The organism is Actinomycetospora sp. NBRC 106375, assembly GCF_030269665.1.
Classification (GTDB): domain Bacteria; phylum Actinomycetota; class Actinomycetes; order Mycobacteriales; family Pseudonocardiaceae; genus Actinomycetospora.
This window is the reverse complement of the sequence record NZ_BSTS01000007.1, coordinates 99346-122078: the sequence shown is the minus strand read 5'-3', so window position 1 is coordinate 122078 and position 22733 is coordinate 99346. Positions and strand designations below refer to the sequence as shown.

At 76.1% G+C, this 22733-nt stretch carries 23 protein-coding genes; 7 read left to right on the top strand and 16 right to left on the bottom strand.

Annotation, left to right across the window (positions count from 1 at the left end; genetic code table 11):
* Positions 1–5: 5 nt before the first annotated feature.
* Both QSK03_RS13585 and QSK03_RS13580 read left to right on the top strand, forming a co-directional pair.
* The gene (locus tag QSK03_RS13585) at positions 6–1316 is read left to right on the top strand and encodes a PP2C family protein-serine/threonine phosphatase (protein ID WP_285653178.1); all 1311 of its coding nucleotides are present in this window, start codon (positions 6–8) and stop codon (positions 1314–1316) included.
* Entirely contained in the window at positions 1313–1789 is a 477-nt protein-coding gene (locus QSK03_RS13580) for an FHA domain-containing protein (protein ID WP_285652745.1), read from the top strand. Before QSK03_RS13585 ends, QSK03_RS13580 begins: the two co-directional genes overlap by 4 nt.
* Position 1790: 1 nt before the next feature.
* On the opposite strand, the gene QSK03_RS13575 is transcribed toward QSK03_RS13580, so the two are convergent.
* From QSK03_RS13575 to QSK03_RS13560, 4 genes are all read right to left on the bottom strand, one after another.
* Positions 1791–2294: a GtrA family protein gene (locus tag QSK03_RS13575; protein WP_285652742.1), complete on the bottom strand. Its 504-nt coding sequence runs from the start codon at positions 2292–2294 to the stop codon at positions 1791–1793.
* Between the two features lie 32 nt (positions 2295–2326).
* Entirely contained in the window at positions 2327–3370 is a 1044-nt protein-coding gene (locus QSK03_RS13570; RefSeq protein WP_285652740.1) for a decaprenyl-phosphate phosphoribosyltransferase, read from the bottom strand.
* Entirely contained in the window at positions 3367–3942 is a 576-nt protein-coding gene (locus QSK03_RS13565) for a phosphatase PAP2 family protein (protein WP_285652738.1), read from the bottom strand. The genes QSK03_RS13570 and QSK03_RS13565 overlap by 4 nt, the downstream gene beginning before the upstream one ends.
* 142 nt (positions 3943–4084) lie before the next feature.
* Entirely contained in the window at positions 4085–4897 is an 813-nt protein-coding gene (locus tag QSK03_RS13560) for an HAD family hydrolase (protein ID WP_285652736.1), read from the bottom strand.
* 41 nt (positions 4898–4938) lie between these two features.
* Here QSK03_RS13560 and QSK03_RS13555 point away from each other — a divergent pair, with 41 nt between their 5' ends.
* Complete coding sequence (locus QSK03_RS13555; protein ID WP_285652733.1) at positions 4939–5571, top strand: endonuclease; 633 nt, start codon at positions 4939–4941, stop codon at positions 5569–5571.
* Here QSK03_RS13555 and QSK03_RS13550 read toward each other — a convergent pair.
* The 4 genes from QSK03_RS13550 to QSK03_RS13535 form a co-directional block, all read right to left on the bottom strand.
* Positions 5535–8648, bottom strand: coding sequence for an arabinosyltransferase domain-containing protein (locus tag QSK03_RS13550; protein WP_285652730.1), 3114 nt, complete (start codon positions 8646–8648; stop codon positions 5535–5537). The genes QSK03_RS13555 and QSK03_RS13550 overlap by 37 nt on opposite strands.
* Before the next feature lie 129 nt (positions 8649–8777).
* Positions 8778–9215, bottom strand: a complete 438-nt coding sequence (locus QSK03_RS13545; protein ID WP_285652728.1) for a DUF350 domain-containing protein — start codon at positions 9213–9215, stop codon at positions 8778–8780.
* A gap of 50 nt (positions 9216–9265) precedes the next feature.
* On the bottom strand, positions 9266–12370 hold the full coding sequence (locus QSK03_RS13540) for an arabinosyltransferase domain-containing protein (RefSeq protein ID WP_285652725.1): 3105 nt from the start codon (positions 12368–12370) through the stop codon (positions 9266–9268).
* Between the two features lie 80 nt (positions 12371–12450).
* Positions 12451–13611 (bottom strand): glutathionylspermidine synthase family protein, encoded by a 1161-nt coding sequence (locus QSK03_RS13535; protein WP_285652722.1) that lies wholly within the window; start codon positions 13609–13611, stop codon positions 12451–12453.
* 5 nt (positions 13612–13616) lie between these two features.
* Between QSK03_RS13535 and QSK03_RS13530 the strand changes: the two genes are divergently transcribed.
* The gene (locus QSK03_RS13530) at positions 13617–13796 is read left to right on the top strand and encodes a hypothetical protein (RefSeq protein ID WP_285652720.1); all 180 of its coding nucleotides are present in this window, start codon (positions 13617–13619) and stop codon (positions 13794–13796) included.
* On the opposite strand, the gene QSK03_RS13525 is transcribed toward QSK03_RS13530, so the two are convergent.
* Positions 13793–14728, bottom strand: a complete 936-nt coding sequence (locus QSK03_RS13525) for a hypothetical protein (protein WP_285652717.1) — start codon at positions 14726–14728, stop codon at positions 13793–13795. The two genes, QSK03_RS13530 and QSK03_RS13525, sit on opposite strands and share 4 nt — an antisense overlap.
* A 126-nt stretch (positions 14729–14854) precedes the next feature.
* On the opposite strand from QSK03_RS13525, the gene QSK03_RS13520 reads away from it, so the two are divergent.
* The gene (locus QSK03_RS13520; protein ID WP_285652716.1) at positions 14855–16141 is read left to right on the top strand and encodes a septum formation family protein; all 1287 of its coding nucleotides are present in this window, start codon (positions 14855–14857) and stop codon (positions 16139–16141) included.
* A gap of 10 nt (positions 16142–16151) precedes the next feature.
* The gene (locus QSK03_RS13515) at positions 16152–16496 is read left to right on the top strand and encodes a metallopeptidase family protein (protein WP_285652714.1); all 345 of its coding nucleotides are present in this window, start codon (positions 16152–16154) and stop codon (positions 16494–16496) included.
* 55 nt (positions 16497–16551) lie between these two features.
* Here QSK03_RS13515 and QSK03_RS13510 read toward each other — a convergent pair whose 3' ends face one another.
* Genes QSK03_RS13510 through QSK03_RS13500 form a run of 3 tightly spaced genes read right to left on the bottom strand, consistent with a single transcriptional unit; the run spans position 16552 to position 19184 of the window.
* Entirely contained in the window at positions 16552–17211 is a 660-nt protein-coding gene (locus QSK03_RS13510; protein ID WP_285652711.1) for a histidine phosphatase family protein, read from the bottom strand.
* Complete coding sequence (gene pheA, locus QSK03_RS13505; RefSeq protein WP_285652708.1) at positions 17208–18224, bottom strand: prephenate dehydratase; 1017 nt, start codon at positions 18222–18224, stop codon at positions 17208–17210. Before pheA ends, QSK03_RS13510 begins: the two co-directional genes overlap by 4 nt.
* Before the next feature lie 57 nt (positions 18225–18281).
* Positions 18282–19184 carry a hypothetical protein gene (locus tag QSK03_RS13500; protein ID WP_285652705.1) on the bottom strand — a complete coding sequence of 301 codons (903 nt, stop codon included), beginning with the start codon at positions 19182–19184 and terminating at the stop codon, positions 18282–18284.
* A gap of 135 nt (positions 19185–19319) precedes the next feature.
* Here QSK03_RS13500 and QSK03_RS13495 point away from each other — a divergent pair, with 135 nt between their 5' ends.
* On the top strand, positions 19320–20168 hold the full coding sequence (locus QSK03_RS13495) for a DUF2470 domain-containing protein (protein ID WP_285652702.1): 849 nt from the start codon (positions 19320–19322) through the stop codon (positions 20166–20168).
* Here the strand turns inward: QSK03_RS13495 and QSK03_RS13490 are convergent.
* Genes QSK03_RS13490 through QSK03_RS13475 form a run of 4 tightly spaced genes read right to left on the bottom strand, consistent with a single transcriptional unit; the run spans position 20128 to position 22718 of the window.
* Complete coding sequence (locus tag QSK03_RS13490; RefSeq protein ID WP_285652700.1) at positions 20128–20478, bottom strand: DUF3817 domain-containing protein; 351 nt, start codon at positions 20476–20478, stop codon at positions 20128–20130. The two genes, QSK03_RS13495 and QSK03_RS13490, sit on opposite strands and share 41 nt — an antisense overlap.
* Positions 20475–20903: a hypothetical protein gene (locus QSK03_RS13485; RefSeq protein ID WP_285652697.1), complete on the bottom strand. Its 429-nt coding sequence runs from the start codon at positions 20901–20903 to the stop codon at positions 20475–20477. Before QSK03_RS13485 ends, QSK03_RS13490 begins: the two co-directional genes overlap by 4 nt.
* Positions 20904–20913: 10 nt before the next feature.
* A complete protein-coding gene (locus QSK03_RS13480; RefSeq protein ID WP_285652694.1) occupies positions 20914–22119 on the bottom strand; it encodes an FAD-dependent monooxygenase in 1206 nt (401 codons plus the stop codon).
* Complete coding sequence (locus QSK03_RS13475; RefSeq protein WP_285652691.1) at positions 22116–22718, bottom strand: TetR/AcrR family transcriptional regulator; 603 nt, start codon at positions 22716–22718, stop codon at positions 22116–22118. The genes QSK03_RS13480 and QSK03_RS13475 overlap by 4 nt, the downstream gene beginning before the upstream one ends.
* Positions 22719–22733 lie beyond the last annotated feature (15 nt).

Below are 22733 nucleotides of genomic sequence, written 5' to 3'. Positions count from 1 at the left end.
CGGAGATGGCCGGGACCTCCCCGACGCCGGGGGCCGGGGCCACGAACAGCGGCGACGCCGGCGGCGCCCCCGTCGTCGAGCGCACCGACCTGCGCGCCGACCTCGCCGAGGGCGTCGCGCCGCCCTGCCCGCACTGCGGTGACGAGGCGCCCCCGGCGCCGGACGGCGCCTGCACGGCCTGCGGCACACACCGGCCCGCGCTGCGCGACCACGTCGAGCTGACCCTCGGCGACGCGGCGGCCGTCACCGACCGCGGGCTGCGCCGGCGACGCAACGAGGACGCGATGGAGCTCGGGCGGCGGGTCGAGGGCAGCGGCGAGCACCGGGTCGAGACGTGGGTCGCGGTCGTGTGCGACGGGGTCGCGTCCGCGCGGCGCGGCGACGAGGCCTCGCTCGCCGCGGTCGGCGCGGCCGTGGGCGCGGCGCTGGAGACGGCCGCCGCCCCGGCGACGCCGCCGACCGGGTTCCCGGTGGTGTCGTCCACCCACGACACCGGCCCGATCCCGGTGGTGCCGGCCGAGGGCGGTGCCGCGCCGGACGAGGAGCGGGCCGGTCAGGGCCGCGCCGGCACCGGCGTCGGCGGCGAGCTCGACGCGCTGGCCACGGCGGCCTCAGCGGCGGCCGCCACGGCGGCGGCCGACCTGGGCCGCGGCGGCGGGGACAGCCCGGCGTGCACGTACGTCGCGGCCGTCGTGCGCGGCGGCGACGCGGTGGTCTCCTGGGTCGGCGACAGCCGCGCCTACTGGCTCGCCGGCGACGGCTCGTCGCGGCTGCTGAGCACCGACGACTCCTGGGCCGAGGAGATCGCCGCCGCCGGGATCATGTCGCGGGAGGAGGCAGCCCGGGACCGCCGGGCCCACGTCCTGACGCGCTGGCTGGGCCGGGACGCCCCCGGCGGTCCCGCCCACGCCCGCCGGGTGCGTCTCGGCGTGCCCGGCCTGCTGCTGCTGTGCAGCGACGGGCTGTGGAACCACCTGCCCGATCCCGAGGTCCTCGCCCGTCTCGCGGCGCCCGCGCTGGCCGGGAACGGCACGCCGGGGGTCGCCGTCGGCACCGGCGTCGACCTCGCCGCGGACATCACCGCGGCCGACGACGACCCGCCGGCCGAGGGTGCGCACGTCGTGCTCGCGGCGGCGACCGCCCTGCTCGCCGCCGCACTGGACGACGGCGGCCACGACAACGCGACGCTCGCGCTCGTCCCCGTGGTCCCACCCGCCGACGCCGCCGGGAGGCCCTCGGTCGCGGTCGACGCCCGCGGGCCCGACGAGCGCACCGGCCCCATCCCGCTCGACGGGGAGGGGGTGGTCGACCGGTGAGCGACGAGGCGACCGGCGACGAGAGCACCGCCACGAGCACCACCGGTCCGCGCGGCTCCTGGGTCGTGACGATCGCGGCCGACCGCGACTACCACGACCAGGTGCGGGCCCGGCAGGTCGCGGACGAGCAGGCGGCGGTCACGCCCGACGACTTCCCGAGCGCTCTCGCTCCGCGCGAGGTCACGCTGTGCGGCGAGGAGGTCCGGGTCGGGCGGACCGGCGACCCGACGGGCACCGACGTGCCCGAGATCGACCTCAGCGGACCGCCGCGCGACCCGGGCGTCTCCCACCTGCACGCCGTGCTGCTGGCCCTGCCCCGTGACCGCTGGGTTGTCATCGACGCGGGGTCGACCAACGGGACGACGCTCAACTACGCCGAGGACCCGCTGACCCCCGACACCCCGGTGCCGCTGCGGTCGGGCGACCGGATCCACGTCGGTGCGTGGACCACGCTGACCGTCGAACGCCGGTAGGTCAGCGGGGGCCGGGCAGCGGCAGCGGCCGGGTCACGGCGTCCATCAGCGGGACGGGGCCGGTCGTGGCACGCGGAGGGTCGCCGACGTCGGTCGGCGATGCGAGCGCCCGCGTGATGAGGAAGCGGGCGGCCAGGAAGCTCACGGGCAGCGCGAGCGCGGCGGCCACGAGCGGGGCGAGGCGCTCGTCCACCCCGAGGTGCACGAGCCCGACGACCCCGACCGTCGTGGCGAGGATGTTGACCACCTGCGAGGCCGGGTAGAGCAGGAGCCGCGTCCAGGTGGGTCGCACGTGGAACGTGAACCGGCAGTTCAGCAGGAACGACACCACCATCGCGACGCCGAGCCCGACGGCGTGCGCGACGAGGTAGCTCGCGTGCGGGAGGGCGAGCAGGTAGGTGCCGTAGTAGGTGGCGGCGTTGGCCAGCCCGACCAGCCCGTAGCGCACGAGCCCCGCGAGGAGGGAGCGCAGCGACCGGGCGCGTCCCGGGGCCGGAGCGGTCATGCCGGGGTGTTCGCGCGAGGCGGCCGAGCGGGTCAGGCCGGAACCGTCGCCGTGTAGACCGCGAGGCCCATGAGCACGACCCAGACCACGCCGAGCACCTGGAGCACCCGGTCGCCGAGGACGATCTCCTCGGGCTCGCCGCCGTTGCCGCCGTCGACGTCGACCGCGTAGCGCAGCACCGCGATGACGAACGGCACGATCGAGACGATCGCCCAGGTCGAAGGCGGGGTGGGCGCGCCGCCGGGCATCCGCGTCACGCCGATCCCGAACGCCCACAGCCCGTAGGCCATGATCACGACGGTGGCCGAGAGCGACCACACGAAGCGCAGGTACGACGCCGAGTAGCGCTCGAGCGACTTGCGGATCTTCGCACCGGTGCGCTCGGACAGGCGCATCTCGGCGTACCGCTTGCCCGAGGCCATGAACAGCGAGCCGAACGCCATCGTCAGCAGGAACCACGGCGAGAGGTAGAGCCCGGCGGCGGCACCGCCGGCGATCGCCCGCATGAGGAAGCCCGACGAGACGATGCAGATGTCGATCACCGGCTCGTGCTTGAGCCACAGGCAGTACGCCAGCTGCACGGCGATGTAGATCGCGGTGACGATCAGCAGGTCGGGGTCGGCGAGCAGGCTCACCCCGAGCGCGGCGGCGAACAGCACGATGCCCGTGATCACCGCAAGCGTCGGCGGCACGACGCCGGCCGCGATCGGCCGGTAGCGCTTCTTCGGGTGCGCCCGGTCGGCCTCGACGTCCTTGGTGTCGTTGATCAGGTAGACACCGGAGGCGGCGAGGGAGAACGCGACGAAGGCGAGCCCCACGTACGGCAGCACCTGGAGGTCGAGCAGCTTGCCCGCCGCGAACGGTGCCGCGAGCACCAGGACGTTCTTCACCCACTGGCGCGGGCGCATGGCCTGCAGCAGGCCCAGCGGCACGGCGAGCGGGCGGGGCCGTCGCGAGGCCGTCGCGGCGGCGTCGGTCTCGTCCGTCACCGTGGGCTCCGGCTTCTCGACGGCCGTCGAGGGGCGGTCGGCGTCCTCGTGCTCCTGGGCGGAGCTGGGCGAGTTCACGCTGGTCATGCGGTCCTCCAGCGGCCGATCGAGCCCCGGCGCACGGCACGGCGCGCGCCGAGGGCGCACGCCGTCCCGAGCACCGAGCCCGCCAGCACGTCGGTCGGGTAGTGGACGCCCAGGACCAGGCGCGAGAGCGCCATGCCGGGCACGAGGAGCGCCGCACCGCCGGTCAGGGCGGCACCGCCGACCAGGCCGCCGTAGAGCACGGCGGCGGCGGTGGTGGACGAGGCGTGCGACGAGGGGAAGCTCAGGCGGCTGGGCGTGCCGACGTGGACGGCGACCCCGGGGTCGTGGGGCCGGCGGCGGCGCACCACGCGCTTGACGACGATCGAGGCCCCGTGCGCGGCGACGACGCCGCCCACGGCGGTGGCCCACTGGCGGCGGCGCGGCGCGTCGAGCGCGGCGCCGAAGGCGCCGAGGGCGATCCACCCGGCGGCGTGCTCACCGAAGAACGACATCGCGCGGGCGGCGCCGACGACGGTCGGGGAACCGATGCCGTGCTGGACGGCCCGCAGGACGGCGACCTCGCCCCGGGCGGGCCCGGCGGTGTCGCCGGGGCCCTCGGCACGATCGAGCACGTGGTGGTCCCTCCAGCTCGCGAGGACGTCCTGTCCGGCGTCGGATGTTACGCGGGCCTTGACAACGGCCCTGCAGTGGTCCAGCGCGCCACGCCGTGCGGCGGTCGCCGCGGGATCCGTGGAGATCCCCGCCGCGCGGGGGTCAGAACCACCTCTCGAGGACGGACGCCACACCGTCGTCGAGGTTGCTCGCGGCGACCTCGTCCGCGACGCAGAGCACATCGGGGTGGGCGTTCGCGACGGCGACGCCGTGCCCGGCCCACCGGAGCATGGCCAGGTCGTTGGGCATGTCACCGAAGGCGACGACCTCGTCGGCGCCGACGCCGTGGTGCGCGGCGGCGCGCGTCAGTCCCGTCGCCTTGGTGACCCCGCGCCGGGCGCACTCGAGCAGCCCGCCGCCCGCCGAGTACGTGACGTCGACGAGGTGACCGACCGCCGGGCGGGCCGCGCGGGCCATGTCCTCGCTGGCGCGGGTCGGGTGGCGGACCAGCACCTTGGTGACGGGCTCGGCGAGCAGGTCGCCCGGCGCCACGCGGCGGTGATCGGGGTGCGGCCAGGCGTGCACGTAGGCGGCCTCGGACACGAACTGCTCCTCGCGGCGGTCGAACGCGCCGTCCCCGACGCGCTCCACGGCGAGGCCGCAGCCGGGGATCGCGGCGCGCAGCCCGTCGACGACCTCGGCGAGCGCCGCGAGGTCCAGCGTCTCCGCCGCGAGCACCCGGTCGGCGGCGGCGTCGTAGAGGACCGCGCCGTTCGCGGCGACGGTCAGCGGCGCCAGGCCCAGCGCGTCGCAGACCCGCGGGATCCAGCGGGGTGGCCGTCCGGTGGCCAGGACCAGCGGCACCCCGGCGTCGACCATCCGCGCGACGACCGCCCGGGTGCGCGGCGAGACCTCCTCGTGGGCGCCCAGCAGCGTCCCGTCGACGTCGGTGGCGACCAGCCGCGGCCTCTGCACCCCTCGAGACTATGACCTGGGGCGACGGGTAACCGCCGGTGATGACGACGATCGACACGCTGCTCGACGACGCGGGCCGGACCTTCGCCGACGAGGCCGGCATCGCGCTGAAGGACGAACCCGCCCCGCTCTACCGCCTGCTCGTGCTGAGCGTCCTGCTCTCCGGCCGGGTGCAGGCGAAGCTGGGCACGCGCGCCTGCCGTGAGCTCGTCGACTCCGGGCTCGGGACGCCGCAGAAGGTGCGCGACGCGCCGCGCGACGAGGTCCTCGACGCGCTGACCCGGGCGAAGTTCCTCGCGAAGGAGCAGACCACCGGCGCGCTGCAGGACGGCGCCGCTCTCGTCGCGGACCGCTGGCACGGCGACCTGCGGCGGATGCGCTCCGAGGCCGACGGGGACGCGGCGCGCCTCGCCGAGCTGCTCACCGAGGTGCCGCGCCTCGGCCCGGTGGGCGCCGACATCTTCACGCGCGAGGTGCAGGCCGTGTGGCCCGAGTTCCGGCCGCACCTCGACGTCCGGGCCCTCGACGGCGCCGAGGTGCTGGGGCTGCCCCGCGACGCCGGGAAGCTCGCCGAGCAGGTGTCCGGCGACGACGTCGCCCGGCTCGCCGCGGCCCTCGTGCGCTCGGGGATCCAGGCTCAGCCCACGGCTCCCTGCGGTTCCACCCCGATGTAGTCCTGCCGCGCCAGCGTCGGACCGCGCTCCCACCCCGGCTTCGAGCGCTCCACCGTGGTGATCCCGTAGTGGCCTGTGGGCAGGTCGCGGACGACGAGGTCGACGCGCCCCCAGGGCTTGGCGGTCTGGGAGCCGGGGGCGACGGACGTCGCGAGCCGGACGTAGGTGGCGCCGACGGTGTCGAGGCGCCAGACCCCGGCGCGGTAGTCGCTGTCCTGGAGCCCGTAGTACGACGAGGTCAGGTCCTCGTCGGCGTGGATGCGCACCGTCGACGGCGGGGCGATGCCGTCGTGCGAGGCGACCTGGTCGACGCAGGGCCACAGCACCGCCGACATCTGGTCGACCAGCACCGGCTGGCCGGCGAGCACCGGGCCGATCGGCTGCGGGCGGGCCAGGAAGGGCTGGGCGACGGCGAGCCGGTCCGATCCGCGGGCGCCGGTGCTGTCGACCTGGATCCGCACGAACGTCGGGTCGCCGGGGGCGTCGACCAGCGACACGGGCCGCTGCTGCCAGGTGCGCTCGTCGGCGTGCGGGAGGTAGTCGATGCCGGTGCGCCCGAGGACGCGGGGGTTCGCCGGGTCGCCGTCGCCGAACTCGACCGACACCCGCTCGTCGGGCGGGCCGGTCTCGAGCATCGGGACGACGACGTCGGTGGCGCCGGTGCCCTGTGGCACGGGGTACCAGCCGGTGGTCACCGTGCCGCGCCCGCTGGAGTCGTCGGTGGCGTCGTGCCACACCTGGCCGAGGCCGGGGACCGGCTCGGGTGTCGGGGCGACGCTGCTGTCGACGAAGTCGCCGGTCGTGCGCGCGGGGCCCACGGGCGCGCCGAGCGGGGCGCCGGTCGGCAGCAGCGCGGTGACGTTGTCCTCGAGCCCGCAGCCCTGGCGCACGACGTCCTTGGTGTTGCCCAGCGCCACGGTCCACCCCGGGTACTGGCGCAGCGGCGCGAGCACCATCACCGCGACCAGCCCGACGAGCACGCTGACGCAGGCCACGGCCAGCACGGCGGTGTCGGGGGCCGGGCGGGGCAGCCAGCGCTGCGGCCAGCGCTGCAGCGACCAGTGCGCCCACAGCGAGGCGAGCAGCGCGACCCCGATCCACACCAGCGGGTTGCGCAGGAAGATCGGGCCGAAGTGCGGGGCGAGCAGGTTCTGGCTCAGCGGCGTCGGGTAGGGGTCGGCGTGGTTGCCGAAGAACTGGCCGCGGTCGGTGTAGGGCCGCCACAGGTTCCAGCCCGCGTAGGTCACCGACGTCGCGATGACCAGCACCGCGACGCCGCCGACGGTCGCGAGGGCACGGTCGTGGCGGGGCATCGGGCCGCGCAGCAGCGCGAGCGCGATGAGCACGGTGCCCGAGGCGGCGATGGCCGGGAAGTGCAGCACCCACTTGGTGGGGCTCACCGCGACGAGGACGAACGCGAGCGCCGTGGTGGCGGCGGCGTAGAGCAGCACGCGGCGCAGGGCGTCGTCCTCCGGCCCGGCGCGCCCGCTGCCGGCCGCGACCAGCAGCATCACCCCGAGGGTGATGAGGATCGGCGCCCGCTGCCCCCACGGCGTCCGACCCGGCCCGAGGAGGGTCTGGTAGTGGACCAGCTCGTCGTACCAGGGGACGGTGTCGTAGTAGTAGGCGTGCACCGCCGAGGCCTCGAGCACGTCGCCGAGGGAGGCGTCGGCGAAGCCCACGGGGATCGCGACGGAGGCGGCCGCCGCGAGCACCAGCAGCAGGGCGATCTGGTCGCGCCGTGGCGTGGCGACCATGTGCGGCCACGCCCGCGGGATCTCCACCAGCAGCGGGGCCACGGCCACGACGCCGGTCGGCGAGCAGGCGATCGCGAGCGCCGCCGCCATCACCGCGCCGACGTAGAGGATCGGCGTGCCCCGGTCGCGGGCCAGCTCGACGAGCAGGAACACCACCATCGAGAGCAGCACGATCAGCGGCTCGGGCCGCAGCGTGAGCCCGAACGGCAGCCACCACAGCAGGTGCGCGGTCAGCAGCGCCCACGGCACCCAGGCCCGGCGCACCGCGGTGCGTCGCGAGATCAGGACGAAGAACGCGCGCAGCAGCGCCCACGTCGCGAGGCCGTAGAGCAGGGGCAGGCAGCGCTGCCAGACCAGCCCGAAGCCACCGATCGCGCCCCAGGCCTGCATCGCGTACTGCGAGAGCACGAAGGGGTTCTCGGTGACGTTGAACATATAGACGGCGTTGCCGATGTAGCCGGCCTCGCCGGCGTCCCGCGCCATCAGCGGGTACCAGCTGTCGTCGAAGTTCATCGGCGCCAGCAGCACCCAGCTCCCGGAGAGCGCGACCACCGCGCCGTCCGCCCACGTCAGGTGACGCCGTACGCGGCCGCGCCAGGCCCGCGGGCCGAGCCAGCCCCGCGCCCGGCGCCACTGCCCCTGCCGGTACACCAGGACGAGGAGCACGGCGAGCGCGGCGAGGTGCAGGACGATCAGCGTCGTCTTCAGCGCGCCCGGGCCCGAGGCGTAGCGGTCGTCGGTGCGCACCGAGACCGCGAGGCCGGCGGCCGCGGGCGTGCGGTCGGTGCTGGTGGAGAGCTGGGCGATCAGCGGGGGCAGCACGTCGGTGCACGCCCCGCAGCTCAGCGCCAGCGGGGCGCCGTCCTGGGTGACCCGCAGGCCGGCCTCGTCGGCGACGATCCGCAGCCGGCAGTCGCCGGCGGGCACCGGGCCGCCCGCGACGGTCGCGCCGGAGACCGTGAGGGTCGCGAAGGTCCCGCTCGAGGCCAGCACGAGCCCGCCGCCGGTGGCCGAGCCTGGCAGGGTGCGCAGCACGTCGCCCCCGCCGCGCAGGGCGGCGCAGGGCACCGTCGCGTCGAACCCGAGCGGCCGGGGCGGGTTGAGCGCGAGCTGCGTCGAGACCGTGCCGCCGGCAGCGGCCGGGTCCGGCCAGGTCACGGTGGTGTCCTGGGCGGTCACCGGCGCCAGCGGGACGGCGATCCCGAGCACCAGCGTGATGAGCGCCCACACGAGCACGGCGCGCCCGGACGGGCCGGGGACGGCGTCGTCCCCGTCCCCCTGGGGGGAGGTCGACCGGTCGGCGCGCACCAGCGTCGTCACCGCGCGCCCCGCAGGCGGCCGGCGGTCACGGACGGTGGTGACGGTCGGGTGTGCACTGCCGAGCAGAGTAGGTCGTGGTGGACCCGTGACGGGGTCGGGGTGGCCGCGTGTCCGCGCGGGACCCCCCGCTCAGATGATGGCGACCGCGACGACGAGGCCGAGCGCCACGTGCATCGCCCCGATCACCGCCGAGTCGGCGGTGAAGCGGTCGTCGTGCAGGCACCCGTCGACGTCGAGCCGGGCGACCGCCTCGAGCCCCCGCACCGCGAGCACCTGGGCGAGGATCCCGACCAGGCCGTAGATCGAGGTGTTGAGGATGCCGGCGAGGAAGCCGCCGCCGGAGATGTAGATGGCGGTGACGACGATCAGCGCCATCGACACCAGCCCCGCCGCCGACACCACCACGGCGTTGGGCCGGCCCTCGCGCACCAGCCCGCGCAGGTCGCCGGGCGTCGTGAGGTCGATGGCGAACCAGCCGATGTACATCAGCACCGCCCCGATCACGGCGTACACCGCGATCAAACCGACGTTGACGCCCACGGTGGGCCAGAAATCGGGAGCGAGCACCTGTCAGGCCCTCCATCCGGACGAACGGGGCGCCAGACTAGCCACCGCGATCAACCGACCGCGCCCTGGTACTCCACCTCCGCGTAGTCCTCCCGGGCCAGCGTCGGGCCGCGCCACCAGCCGGAGCGGGAGTGCTCGGTCGTCGTCACCGCGTACCGGTCGGCGGGCAGGTCGCGGACCATCATCTGCACCCGGCCCCAGGGCTTCGCGGGCACGCCGCCCGGACGCACCGCCGTCGCGAGGCTGACGTAGGTGGCGTTGAGGTCGTCGTGGCGCCAGACGCCGCCGCGGGCGGTCCAGTCCTGGGCCTGGATGGTCGCGCCGGTGAGGTCCTCGTCCGCGGTCAGGCGGAACGCCGGCGCCGGCGCGATGCCGTCGTGCACCGCGACCTGCGTGACGCAGGGCCACAGGCTCGACGAGCTCTGGTCGGCCAGGACCGGCGCCCCGCCGAGGAGGCCGGCCAGGGGCTCGGGGCGGACCAGGCGGGGCTCGGCGACGGCGAGCCGGTCCTCGCCGACGGTCGGGCCGGCCGTCACGACGACGCGGACGGCGTCGGTGCCGGCCGGCGCGTCGAGGAGGGAGACGGGGCGTTCCTGCCAGGTGCGTCCGTCGACGTTGGGCAGGTCGTCGAGATCCTTGCGGCCCAGGACGCCGCTCCCGCGGCCGAACTCCACCGACACCGTCTCGTCGGGATCGCCCGACTCCAGCAGGGGTACGAGCACGTCGGTGGCCCCGGCCCCCGGCGGGATCGGGTACCAGCCGGTGACGAGCCCGCCGCGCCCGGCCGAGCCGGGGCCGTCGTCGTGCCAGATCCGCCCGAGACCCGGCACCGGCCGCGGCGCGACGGCCCGGGTGTCGTCGGTGTAGTCGCCGGTGGTGCGGGCCGGGGCGCCGGGCGGGCCGAACGGGACCGGTGTCGGGCGCAGCGCCGTCACGTTGCTCTCGAGCCCGCACGCGCCCTGGGCGATGTCCTTGGCGTTGCCCAGGGCCACCGTCCACCCGGGGTACTGGCGCACCGGCGCCAGCAGCATCACGCCGATCATGCCGCCGACGACCGCCAGGCAGACCGCCGTGAGCACGGCCCGCTCGGGCTGGGGGCGGGGCAGGCGGCGTCCGGGCCAGCGCCCCCGCGACCAGTGCGCCCACGCCGCCGCCGCGAGCGCGACGGCCACCCAGACCAGCGGGTTGCGCAGGAAGACCGGGCCGAGGTGCGGCGCGAGGAGGGTCTCGCTCAGGGGCGTCGGGTCGTTGTCGGCGTGGTTGCCGAAGGGCTGGCCGCGGTCGCTGAACGGGTGCCAGACGTTCCATCCGGCGAAGCTCACCGCCGCGGCGACGACGATCACCGCGACGCCCCCGGTGGTGGCGAGCGCGCGCTCCTGGCGCGGCATCGGGCCCCGCAGGAGCGCCACCGCCAGCACCACGGTGCCCGCCGCCGCGACCGCCGGGAAGTGCAGCACCCACTTGGTCGGGCTCGCGGCCACGAGCAGGAAGGCGACGGCCGTGGTCGCGGCGGAGTGGAGCAGGACCCGGCGCAGGGTGTCGTCGTCGGGGCCGCGGCGGGCGCTGCCCGCGGCGACCAGCGCGGTGGTGGCCAGTGTGATCAGCACCGGCGCCCGCTGCGCCCAGGGCGTCTTCCCCCGCCCGAGCAGGGTCTCGTAGTGCTCGAGCTCGTCGTACCAGGGGACCGTGTCGTAGTACCAGGCGTGCACCGCCGAGGCCTCGAGGACGTCGCCGAGCGACGCGTCGGCGAACGCCACCGGCACGGCCACACTCGCCGCGGCGAGCACCACGGCGACTCCCGCCACCTGCTCCAGGCGGGTCGCCGCGACGATCCGCGGCCAGGCGCGCGGGATCTCCACCAGCAGCGGCGCCGCGGCCACCAGTCCCGTCGGCGAGCACGCGACGGCCAGCGCGGCGGCCATCACCGCGCCGACGTGGAGGATCGGCGTGTCGCGGTCGCGGGCCAGCTCGACGAGCAGCAGCACCACGACCGAGAGCAGCACGATCAGGGGCTCGGGGCGCAGCGTGAGCCCGAACGGCAGCCACCACACCAGGTGCGCCAGCAGCAGCGCCCACGGCACGCGCGCGGCGCGGACGTCGGTGCGCCGGGTGACGAGCACGAAGAAGGCGCGCAGCAGCACCCACGCCACGAGCCCGTAGAGCAGGGGCAGGCAGCGCTGCCACACGAGGCCCCAGCCGCCGATCGCCCCCCACAGCTGGGTCGCGTACTGCGACGCGACGAAGGGGTTCTCCGTCACGTTGAACATGTAGACGGCGTTGCCGATGTACCCCGCCTCGCCGGCGTCCCGCGCCATCAGCGGGTACCAGCTGTCGTCGAAGTCGACCGGCGCGTTCACCAGCCAGCCCAGCGACACGGCGACGACCAGCGCGTCCGCCCCGGAGAGGTGCCGCCGCAGGCGCTGCCACCCGTGCCCGCGCCGCCGCCGGGTCCGTCGTCGGCTCGTGTGCCGGTGCACCGTCACCAGCAGCCCGCCGAGCGCGAGCAGGTGTCCCACCAGCAGGACCGTCTTCAGCGGGCCGGGGCCGGAGGCGTACCGGTCATCGGTGTGCAGCGTCACCGACGGCGCCGGAGCGCCGGGCGTCGTGTCGGCGCTCGTGCTCAGGCGGCTGACCTGCGGGGGCGGGACGTCGGCGCACGCCCCGCAGCGCAGGGGCAGCGGCCGCCCGTCGAGCGAGGCCCGCAGCCCGCCGGAGTCGACGGCCAGGTCGAGGCGGCAGCCGCCGGGCGGTGTCGGGGCGGTGAGCACGGTCCGCCCGGAGACGTCGACGCGCGTCGCCCCGGCGCCCGCGGACACCGTCAGCCCGCCGTCGCCGCCGCCCTCGGCGGGCAGCGTCCGCAGGACGTCACCCCCGGCGCGCAGCGCGTCGCAGGGCACCGTCGCCGCGAACGAGAGCGGGCGCGGCGGGCTCAGCGCGAGGGTGGTGGAGTGCGCCGTGCCCGGGGCGGCGGCCGGATCGGGCCAGGTCACGGTCGTGTCCTTGGCCGTCACCGGCGCGAGCGGCGCGGCGATCCCGAGCGCGAGCGTGACGAGCGCCCAGACGAGCATCGCCACCCCGCCCGAGCGACGCGGGGCCCGCGCCTCGCCGGGAGACACGTCGGACGCGGTGCCGGGAGCGACGGCGAGAGCGGACAACGGGCGGCCACGGTAGGTCGTCCGGGCTGCGCGTCCGGGACGGGGGGTGGTGCGCTCGGCTGCTCACAGGCCGAGGGCACCTAGTCCGGGATGCGGTGCGGGACGAACGCGGCGCCGTTGTCGGTGATCAGCCCGGTGGTCTCGCGGATGCCCAGGCCCGCCGAGGTGTCGCCGACGATCCACGCGCCGAGCGCGGGACGGTAGCCGTCGAACTCGGGCAGCGGGTCGAAGAGCTGGTAGACGTAGCCCTCGTCGCCGTAGACCCCGCCGGTCTCCGTCTCGTAGCCCGGGGCGACGACCTTCATGTTCGCGCCCTCGCGCCCGAGCAGCGGCTTGCGCACGTACTCGGTGAGCATCCCGGGGTCGCCGAGCGACGCCGGGAGCAGGTTCGGGTGGCCCGGGTACATCTCCCACAGCACGGCGAGCAGCGCCTTGTTCGACAGCAGCGTCTTCCACAGCGGCTCGATCCACGCCGTCTCGGGCATGCTGCGGGCGACGTGCTTGCCGAAGTCGTCGCCCAGCACCCACTCCCAGGGGTAGAGCTTGTCGACGACGGAGACCGGGGCCTCCTCGAGGTCGACGAAGCGGTCGAGCGCGGAGTCCCACCCGAGCTGCTCGATGGCCAGGCCGACGGTGTCGAGACCCGCTTCGGCCGCGCACTCCTGGAGGTAGGCGACGGTCACGTGGTCCTCGCCGGTCGGGTCGGCCTGCGACCAGCAGAAGTGCACCTCGTTGCGGGGCAGCTTGGCCGCGACCTCACCCCAGCGCTCCACCAGCTTCTCGTGCAGGGAGTTCCACTGGTCGTCGTCGGGGTGGACGTCCTTGAGCCAGTACCACTGGCAGATCGACGCCTCGAGCAGCGTGGTCGGGGTGTCGGCGTTGTACTCCATGAGCTTCGCCGGCCCCGACCCGTCATAGCGCAGGTCGAAGCGCCCGTAGACGTGCGGGTCGCCCCGGCGCCACGACGCGGCCACGGCCTCCCAGCACCACTCCGGCAGCGCGAAGTCGCGGAACCGCTCGGTGGTGACCACGTGGTCGACGGCCTCGAGGCACATCGAGTGCAGCAGCTCGACGTCGGCCTCGAGCGAGAGGACCTCGGCCATGTCGAAGACGTAGTGCACCGACTCGTCCCAGTACGGCCGGGCCCCGTTCATCCCCATGGCCGGGGTGCCGAACACCAGCCCCTGCTCCTCGATCTTCTGCTGCCAGTCGGGGCGGGGCCTGCCGGTCGCGCGCTGCACGGGACGTGATCCTGCCGTACCGGGGCTCCGTCTTCGCCGGCGACGAGGAGACGACCCCCCAGCGCTCCTCCGTCGCGCTGTCGTGCCGTTCCCGCGCCTCGGTCTTCGCCGGCGACGAGGAGACGACCCCCCAGCGCTCCTCCGTCGCGCTGTCGTGCCGTTCCCGCGCCTCGGTCTTCGGCTAGCTGCCCGAGGAGCTGCCGCCCGACGAGCCGCTGCTCGAGCCCGACCCGCTGCTCGAGCCGCTGGAACCGCTCGAGCTGCCGCCCACGCCCAGGCCGCCACGGCTGACCGTGCCGCTGCTCGAGGTCGACCCCAGCGAGCTGCCCGAGGTGCCGCTGCGCACGCTGGTCCCGCTGGCGGGCGGCGAGGTCGACCCGCCCGAGGCGACCGTCCCCACGGGAGAGCGGGTCCCGTAGTTGTAGTGGTACTGGTTGCCGAAGCCCCCGATGAAGATCGGGACGAAGACGCCGCTGCTGTTGTAGTAGCCGCCCTGCTGCGTGCCGCCGCAGTTCTCGTCGGGCACGACGACGCCCTGGGGGTCGACGCACTGGGCGTCGACCTCGTCGGGCGAGCTGGCCGCGTAGACGACGGCGACGAGCGCGACCACGCCGACCGCGACACCGCCGCCGACGAGCACCCGCTTGCGGATCTTCTTCTTGCGCTCCTCGGCGGCCGCGGCCGCGTCGCGCTGCGCCCGTTCGCGGCGCTGGGCCTCGCGGCGGGCGCGCTGCTCGGCGACCGTGGGCTCGCGGGGCGTCGTCGTCGACGGGTCCTGGTAGCGCACCCGGCCGCGGGCGCGCTCGCCCTCGCCGCCCGAGCCCGACCCGGCGTCCGCGCCGACGGCGGCGAGCGCGCCGCTGCCGGAACCGGCACCCGCCGCGGGCACGCCGGACGGGGGCGTGGCGGTGTCGTCGCCGCTCGCGCCGGTCACCTCGGTCGTCTCGGTCGCGTCGCTCGCCTCGGCGGAGCGGTGCCGGCCGGACACCGCGGACGTGTCGACCTTCTCCGTCGGCCGCTGGGCGTCGGCGCCGGGGAGATCGACCTTCTCGGTGCGACGCTCCGAGGGGTCCCCGCTCCGCTCGGCGTCGGACCGCTCGTCGTCTCGTCCCGTCATGGTCCCCTCCACCCACCGTCACCGGCTCGTCACGACACCGTCCGGCGCCTGCCGGTCACCGCCGATCCTGCCCGACCCGGGGTCACCCGGCCCGGGGAATCCCGGGGTCGGCATGATGTCAGGGCCATGCTGCTCCGGGAACGTCAGTCCGGGCCGTCCGGCGAGGGCCGCCCCGACGGTGACGACGACACCGCTTTCGCCGCCGCCGGATCCAGCCGTGTGGACCGTTGGCTCGACCGTGTCCTCGGGCACGACGACGCCCGCGACCCGCGCCGCCGCGCCGCCCGCCGCGGCGTGATCGGTGTGCTGGCCGGCGCCCTCGTCATGCTCGTCGCGGCGACGGCGCTCGCCGCCACGGGCTCGGGCCCCGACGTGCTCGGGCTCTCCGGCCAGCAGGCCGGCGCCCCGGCCGGCGGCGGGTCCGCCTCCTCCGGCGACGACGCCCGCCCCGCGCTCACCAGCGAGCCGGGCCGGTGCCTGACCTGGAGCCGCGACGACGCCGGCGACGTCCGCGAGGTCGACTGCGGCCGCCAGCACCTCTTCGAGAGCGTCGGCGCGGTCACCGCGTCGCAGCCGCCGGGCACGCCGTTCCCGGCCGACGCGGCGTGGCAGCAGCTGGTCACCGCCCAGTGCACCCCGCAGGCGACGACCTACCTGCAGGGCAAGCTCGACCCGGCCGGGCGCTACAAGGCGGGCGCGCTCAAGCCGACGCAGGCCGCCTGGGACTCCGGCGACCGCACCGTGCGCTGCGGGCTGCAGGCCCCCGGACGCACCGGCGCGCTCTTCCCGTGGACCGGGCGGATCACCGACGCCGACCAGGCGGTGGTCTACGACCCCGGCACGTGCCTCGCGCTCGTCGGCAAGGAGGTCTCCGACCCCGCGCCGTGCGACCAGATCCACGCCGCCGAGGTGGCCGGCACCGTCGACCTCGGCACCCAGTTCCGCGACGGCTTCCCGTCGGTCGACGACCAGGACAACTACCTGCAGCCGACCTGCCAGCGCATCGCCGAGCAGTACGTCGGCTCGGCGCAGAAACTCACCGACTCGAAGCTCACCGTCTACTGGACGAACGTCGCCGAGGAGTCGTGGAACGCCGGCACCCGCCGGGTGAGCTGCAACCTCGGCTCGCTGCTCAGCGACAACTCCGGCTTCGCGCCGCTGACGGGCAAGGCCGCCGACGGCGTGCGCATCGGCGGGGACGCGCCCACCACGGTGCCGAACCTGCGCCCGGGGGCCCCGGCGTCGTCGACCGGTGGTGCCGCCGACGGGGGCGCCGCGACCGGCGGCACCGCCGGCCAGGCGGGCACCGGCCAGCAGGGGCAGACCGGCCAGACCGGCCAGCAGCCCGGGGTCCTGCCGAACCTGCCCGTCCCCGGGCTGGGCGGCGGCGACCAGGGCGGCGGCGGGTACTGACACCGCCTCGGTGGACGTCTCCCCCGAGCGGTTCGAGGAGCTCGTCGCCGACGCGCTCGACGACCTGCCGGAGCCGCTGACGCGCGCGATGGACAACGTCGTCGTGCTGGTCGAGGAGCGCCACGGCGAGGAGCCGGAGCTCCTCGGGGTCTACGAGGGCGTCGCGCTGACCGAGCGCTACAGCGACTACGGCGGCGTCCTGCCCGACCGCATCACGCTCTACCGGGCCGCGCTCGCCGACGTGTGCGACGACGAGGACGAACTGCGCGAGGAGGTCGCGGTCACCGTCGTGCACGAGATCGCGCACCACTTCGGCATCGACGAGGCGACCCTGCACCGCCTGGGCTGGGGCTGATCTGTACGGGAGCGAACTTCGGGCCTATAGCCCCGAAGTTCGCTCACATACCGACTCAGCCGCCGGTCGGGTCGTGGGACTCCGGGAGGCCGCCGGGGACGGCGCTGCGCCAGGCGACGAGCTCCCAGGCGCCGCCGCGGGGACGCAGCACCACGCGCCCGCAGTTGGCGACGTGGTCCTCGTCGCCGCCCGGGGTGCCGACGTGCTCGACGAGGTCCTGCGCGGCCAGGCGCAGCGCGGCGCCGTGGCTGACCAGCACGATCGTGCCGCCCGCCGGGTGGCGGTCGCGCAGGTCGGCGACGGCGGTCCGGTAGCGCTCGAGCACCGCGCGCCCGCTCTCCCCGCCCGGCTGCGCCACGTCCACGTCGCCGGCCTGCCAGCGCTCGACCACGCGGCGGAACTCCGCGATCGCCGGCTCGTCGTTGCGGCCCTCGAGGTCGCCGACCTGGGCCTCGTGCACCCCGTCGATCTCGACCGGCGTGAGGCCGAGGTGCTCGCCGACGAGCGTCGCCGTCTCCCGCGCCCGCCGTGCCTGCGAGTGGTAGAGCCCGGTGACGGTGCCCTCGATGCCCTCGGCGAGCTCGCGGCCCAGCGCGACGGCCTGCGCGCGGCCCAGGGCGGTCAGCGGCGGGCCGGGCAGTACCGTGTCGAGGATCCGCTCGATGTTGGCCTGGGTCTGGCCGTGCCGGGCGAGGACGAGACGCAGGTCGCTCATGCGCCGGTCCCGTCGCGCAGCGCCTCGAGCCACGCGGCGGCCGCGGCGTGGTCCTTCGCGGTCTGGCCCGCGCCGGGCTCGGGCAGTCCCACGGGGGCGTCGGCGAGCTCGCCCAGCCGCGCCTGCGGGTACGACCCGAGGAATCGCACCTCGGTGCAGCGCCGCCGCAGCGCCGCGAGCGCCTCGCCCATCGCCGGGTCGGCGACGTGGCCGGTGCCGTCCAGGAAGAACCAGTACTCGCCGCGGCGGTCCTTGAGCGGGCGCGACTCGATGCGGGTCAGGTCGACCCCGCGCACCGCGATCTCGGTGAGCACCGCGAGCAGCGCGCCCGGCCGGTTCACCGTGGTCGCCGCCAGCGAGGTGCGGTCCGCCCCGGTGGGCGCGGGCAGCCCGGGCGGCCCCGGCGGGCGCACGAGCACGAACCGGGTCACCGCGTCGCCCGTGTCGTGCACGCCCGACGCCAGCTCCGCGAGCCCGTGGTGGGCGGCCGCGACGGGCGCGCACACGGCGGCGTCGACCGTGCCCGCCGCGACCTGCTCCGCGGCGGCGGCCGTGGAGCCGGTGAGCCGCACCTCGGCGCCGGGCAGGTGCTCGGCGATCCAGCGGCGGGTCTGGGCCTCGCCGTGCGGGTGCGAGGCGACGCTGCGGACGTCGCCGAACCCCGTGCCCGGCCGGACCAGCACCGAGAACCGCACCGGCAGCAGGATCTCGCGCACGATCACCAGCGGCGGCTGCTCGACCAGCCCGTCCATCGTGGCGGGCACCCCGCCCTCGACGGAGTTCTCCACCGGCACGCACGCCGCCTCGGCGTCGCCGCGGCGGACCGCGTCGAGCGCGAGGGTGGTGCTGGGCAGCGGGAACGTCGCGGGCTCGGGGTCGCCGAGGGCGTCGCCCAGCACGGCCGGCGTCAGGGTCCGCAGAGCCTGTTCGCAGAAGGTGCCGTGCGGGCCGAGGAACGCGACCCGCAGGGTCGAGCTCCGCCCCGCCGCGTCTCCCGCCCGCTGACCCGTCACGCCATCCGACACTACGGGCCCGCGCCCGGGGCCCGGCGGCGACGTCCGCCCGCGGGCCTACAGCAGACCGAGGCGGGCCAGCTCGCGGCCCTGCGCGGCGACGGCGGTGGAGCCGAACGACGAGAACAGCGCGCGCACCCGCACCGCCGCGTCGGGCCCGACCCCGCCCAGCTCGGCGGCGAGCGTGTCGCCGTCGGTGACCCGCAGAGCCTCGCCGATGTCGTCCTCCACGTCGGCGTCCGGGCGGGCGCCGAGCGCGCGGACGGTCGCGACCAGCAGGTTCAGCCAGCCGTGGTGGGTGAAACCGGTGTCCGGATCGGTGTGCCGCACCGCGGCCTGCAGCCCGAGACTCGCCGTGAACGACCGCCCGGCGCCGACCGCGAGGGCGAGGAACCCGGCGACGTCGTGCACGCCGGGGAACGCCCCCGCCCGGCCGCCACCGCAGCGCAGCTTGGGCCGGCAGCCGTGGTCGACGACCCGGCGGACCCCGTCGAGCCAGTCCGACGAGCCGTCGGCGTCGGGCCGGCGCGGCTCGACGACGGCGACCACGTCCTCGGGCACGAACTCGGTGACGCGCTCAAGCCAGACGCTGTCGACGTCGTGCGGCGCGGGCATCTCGACCGTGCGCGGGTCGAGCAGGGCCGCACGTGAGGACGTCAGCGACAGCGCCTTCGGCACGCCGCCGAGCCCGGTGTCGACCGACAGCGCGACGGGCACGGGCGCCGACGGCCGGCGCTTCACGAGCACCGCGACCAGCTCGGAGAGCCGCGAGACGGGCACGACCAGCGAGCCGAGCAGACCGCCGGCGTCGGTGGCGCGGGCGGCGAGGTGCTCGTCGACGACCGTGGCCATCTCCGGACGCGGCCTCTCGGCGACGAGCGCGGCGTCGTCGACGATCGCGCGGAGCAGCGGGGGCACACCGTCGACCGGTGCCCCGCCGGCCTGGGGGACGGTGGACACGCCCGCACGGTAGCGCTCTCCCCGCGGGCGCCGGGCCACGGGCCCACAGATCCACTCGCTGTGCAGGAGGGGCTCGCGTCGGCGGACGAAGTTTGATTAGGCTCCCCTTACTTCGCCCGCATCCGAGGGAGCCCGATGGCCAGGAGCCGACCGCCGGAAACGTCGCTGCCGCCCGTCCCCCCGCCCGCCGAGCGGGCGCGGACCCTCACCGGGCGCGCCCGTCACGCGGCCGTGATCGGGTCGTCGGACCCGGACGGCGAGCTGCGCGCCGCACCGACGCTGCACCACGTGCCCGCGACCGGGGCGGCGACGCTGCAGTTCCCGGAGGACCATCCGCTGGTGCTCCAGGTCCGCGAGCGGGGGGAGTCCCTGCTGCCCGTGATGCTCGAGCTCGCCGATGTCGCCCCGGTCACCGTGCGCCGGCCCGTGCGCGGCCTGCTGTGGATCAGCGGGCGGCTGCGCGTGCTGCCGCTGCGGGTCGCGCGGCGCGCCGCCCTGCGGATCGCCGCCGAGCACCCCGACGAGCGCCTGCTCGACGTCGGCCACGGCGAGACGCTGCTGCGGCTGGAGCCCGCGATGGTGGTGCTCTCCGACGCCGAGGGCACCGAGGCGCTGGCACCGACCGCGATGGCCGCCGCGCCGCCGGACCCGGTCGCGACCACCGGGGACGCCTGGCTCGCGCACCTCGCCGCCGCGCACGCCGGCACCCTGTCGGCGCTGGTCCCGCGGCTGCCGCCGCACCTGCGCCGCGCGGGCCACCGCATCGCGCCCCTCGGCGTCGACCGGCTGGGGCTGCGGCTGCGGGTGGAGGGCGACGACCCCGCGCGCGGCGACCACGACGTGCGCCTGCCGTTCGCTGCTTCGCTGTCGTGCCCCGGTCAGCTCGGGGCGGCCGTGCGCGCCCTCATCGGGTGGGAGCGCGAGGACGAGCGGGGGATGCGCCCTACGACGCGACCGATTCCGCCGCACGCAATGGGCGCGTGACCTTCCGCTCGGCGACGAACGAGACGAACGGGATCGTCCCGGCCAGCGCCACGAGGACGGCCCTGCCCACCGGCCAGCGGTCGCGGTAGGCGAGGTCGGCCGTGAGCAGCAGGTAGCCCATGTAGAGGAAGCCGTGGACGGGCCCGACGACCGCCACCACCGTGGGGTCGCCGGCGAGGTACTTCAGCGGCATCCCGACCAGCACGAGCACGAGCAGGCCGACGCCGACCACCCACGCGCCCACCCGGTAGCGCTTGAGGGCCCGCGCGATCTCCGGGGTGGGCGGGGCCACGTCGGTGCCGGTGGTCACGAGGGATCGGTCTCCTTGCTCGGGGTGTCGCGGGCGGCCAGCTCCGCGTACATGAGGTTCCAGCGCGCCCGCTCGGGCGCGGGGGCGGCGTCGTCGTCCGGGACGACGTCCAGGGGTCGCGGCCCGAAGGGCGAACCGGCGGGGACGGCGCGCACGGGCTCGGGGCCGTCGGGCGACGGCGCCGGCTCCTCGGCGCGCAGCTCCTCGAGCGCCCGGGCCTCCGCGCGCAGCATGCGCCACCACAGCGCGGCGAAGAACAGGCCGAACAGGGGCCACTGGAACGCGTAGCCGGCGTTGAGCAGCGACCCGCCGGGCGACTCGGCGCGCAGCAGCTGCCAGTAGGCCATGCCGAGGCACACGACCACCGCGGCGACGGCGACCAGCGTCCACCCGATCCAGCGCGGGGTGACGAGCAGACGCAGCACGCCGTCGAGGTTACGTGGCCGCGAGGGGGGCGGGCGCCGGGTAGTCGGGGAGCTCGATGGCCTCCGACGGCGGGCCGGTGAGCTTCTCGACGAGCCCGCCGAACACCGAGGCGAGCGAGCCGACGGCCCCCAGCACGGTGCGCTGCACCGCGAGCCCGGTCGACGAGCGCGGGTTCATCGCGCGCAGGGCGGCCGGCTTGACGTCCTGGGCCTCGGCGACGAAGGGCCGCATGCGCTCCTCGTAGCGGGCGAGGGCCGCGCCCACGTCCCGCTGTGCGTCCAGCTCGCCGGCCAGCACATAGGCGCCGACCAGCGCCAGGCTGGTACCCAGGCCGAAGGGGCCGGTGGCCCAGGCGGCGTCACCGAGCAGGACCGTGCGCCCGGCGCTCCAGCGCGGCAGGCGGATCTGGGCGACGGCGTCGAAGTACATCGGGGCGTCGTCGAGCGCGGCGAGGACGCGCGGGGCCTGCCAGCCGACGTCGGCGTAGGTGCGTCGCAGCACGGTGACGTGCGCGTCCCGGTCGAGCTCGCCGAGACCCCGCACGTCGGTGAGGAACGCGAGCATCGCCCGGGTCGTGCCGAGGTTGTCGGGGCGCAGGCTCGTGCTGCGCGAGCCCGGGGCGCTGTGCCAGCGCCACCACCGGTCGTCGTCGGGCGTGCGCGGGATCGTCAGATAGGCGACCTGCAGCCCGACGTCGCGGACCTCGGCGTCGGGCAGGACCAGGTCCCGGGTCCGCGACCGGGTGCCCTCCGCGACGACGACGAGGTCGGCGTCGACCACCTCGCCGTCGGACAACGTCGCCGTGACGTGGTCGCCGTGGTCCGCCAGGTCGCGGATCTGCGTCCCGAAGCGGTAGTCGGTGGCCTCGGCGGTGCGCTCGAGCAGGATGCGGGAGAGCTCGCCGCGCAGCACCTCCATCTCGGCCGTCCCGCCCGCCGTGTCGTTCTCCCCGGCCGGGAACTCGGCCACCGCCGCGCCGTCGTCGTCGACGAAGCGCAGGCCCACCTCGCCGGTGCCGGCCGCGAGGACGGCCTCCTCGAGGCCCATCCGCCGCAGGGCCTCGCGCCCGGCGCCCCGGACGTCGATGTTCTGGCCCTCGTCGCGCCGTTGCGGGGCCCGCTCGACGACCGTCGTGCGCCACCCCCGCGCGGCCAGCTGGTGGGCGAGGGCGGGGCCGGCGATGCTGGCCCCGGAGATCAGTGCGTGGCGGGTCACGACCGGGGATAGCCCGTCGGCCCGATCTCACTCGTGAAGCGGCGCACGGCGTCGTCGACCTCGGCCCGGCGCTCCTCCGCGGTGACGGGGCGCGCGTGCTGGGCGACGACGGTGCCGAGCAGCCACGACAGGAGCGGACGCGGCGAGCGGCCGGGGCCCGGCAGATCCCCCAGCAGCTCGCCGAGCAGCGCCTCGACCTCGTCGAGCATCCGCCGTGTCGGGCCGGTGTCGCCGCGGCGGGCGGTCGCGATCCAGTGCTCGAACCACAGGAACGCCGCGTGCGGGCGTTCGGCGAACGTCTGCAGGTAGGCCTCGAGGACCACGCGCAGGCGCTGCTCGGGATCGTCGTGGCGCGCGGCCAGCGTGCGCAGGCCGTCCAGCATCGCCTGCAGGTGGGCGGCCACCGCGAGGTCGACGATCTCGTCGACGTCGCGGAAGTAGTAGTGGATCGCGCTCTTCGTCAGCGGGCTCGCGTCGGCGACCGCCCGCGCGGTGCACGCCGCGATGCCCTCGCGGGCGAGCACGTCGCGCGCGGCGTCGACGATCTGCGCGCGCTTGAGCTCGGCGGAGGACGCGGCGACGACGGGGCGGCCTGTCATGGCCGGGAGCCTAGC

Coding starts and splice junctions, on each gene's coding strand:
- QSK03_RS13525 (WP_285652717.1), bottom strand. CDS start 14,728: ATGACGGGACGAGACGACGAGCGGTCCGACGCCGAGCGGAGCGGGGAC.
- QSK03_RS13570 (WP_285652740.1), bottom strand. CDS start 3,370: ATGACCAGCGTGAACTCGCCCAGCTCCGCCCAGGAGCACGAGGACGCC.
- QSK03_RS13495 (WP_285652702.1), top strand. CDS start 19,320: ATGGCCAGGAGCCGACCGCCGGAAACGTCGCTGCCGCCCGTCCCCCCG.
- QSK03_RS13510 (WP_285652711.1), bottom strand. CDS start 17,211: ATGAGCGACCTGCGTCTCGTCCTCGCCCGGCACGGCCAGACCCAGGCC.
- QSK03_RS13475 (WP_285652691.1), bottom strand. CDS start 22,718: ATGACAGGCCGCCCCGTCGTCGCCGCGTCCTCCGCCGAGCTCAAGCGC.
- QSK03_RS13520 (WP_285652716.1), top strand. CDS start 14,855: ATGCTGCTCCGGGAACGTCAGTCCGGGCCGTCCGGCGAGGGCCGCCCC.
- QSK03_RS13585 (WP_285653178.1), top strand. CDS start 6: ATGGCCGGGACCTCCCCGACGCCGGGGGCCGGGGCCACGAACAGCGGC.
- QSK03_RS13575 (WP_285652742.1), bottom strand. CDS start 2,294: ATGACCGCTCCGGCCCCGGGACGCGCCCGGTCGCTGCGCTCCCTCCTC.
- QSK03_RS13555 (WP_285652733.1), top strand. CDS start 4,939: ATGACGACGATCGACACGCTGCTCGACGACGCGGGCCGGACCTTCGCC.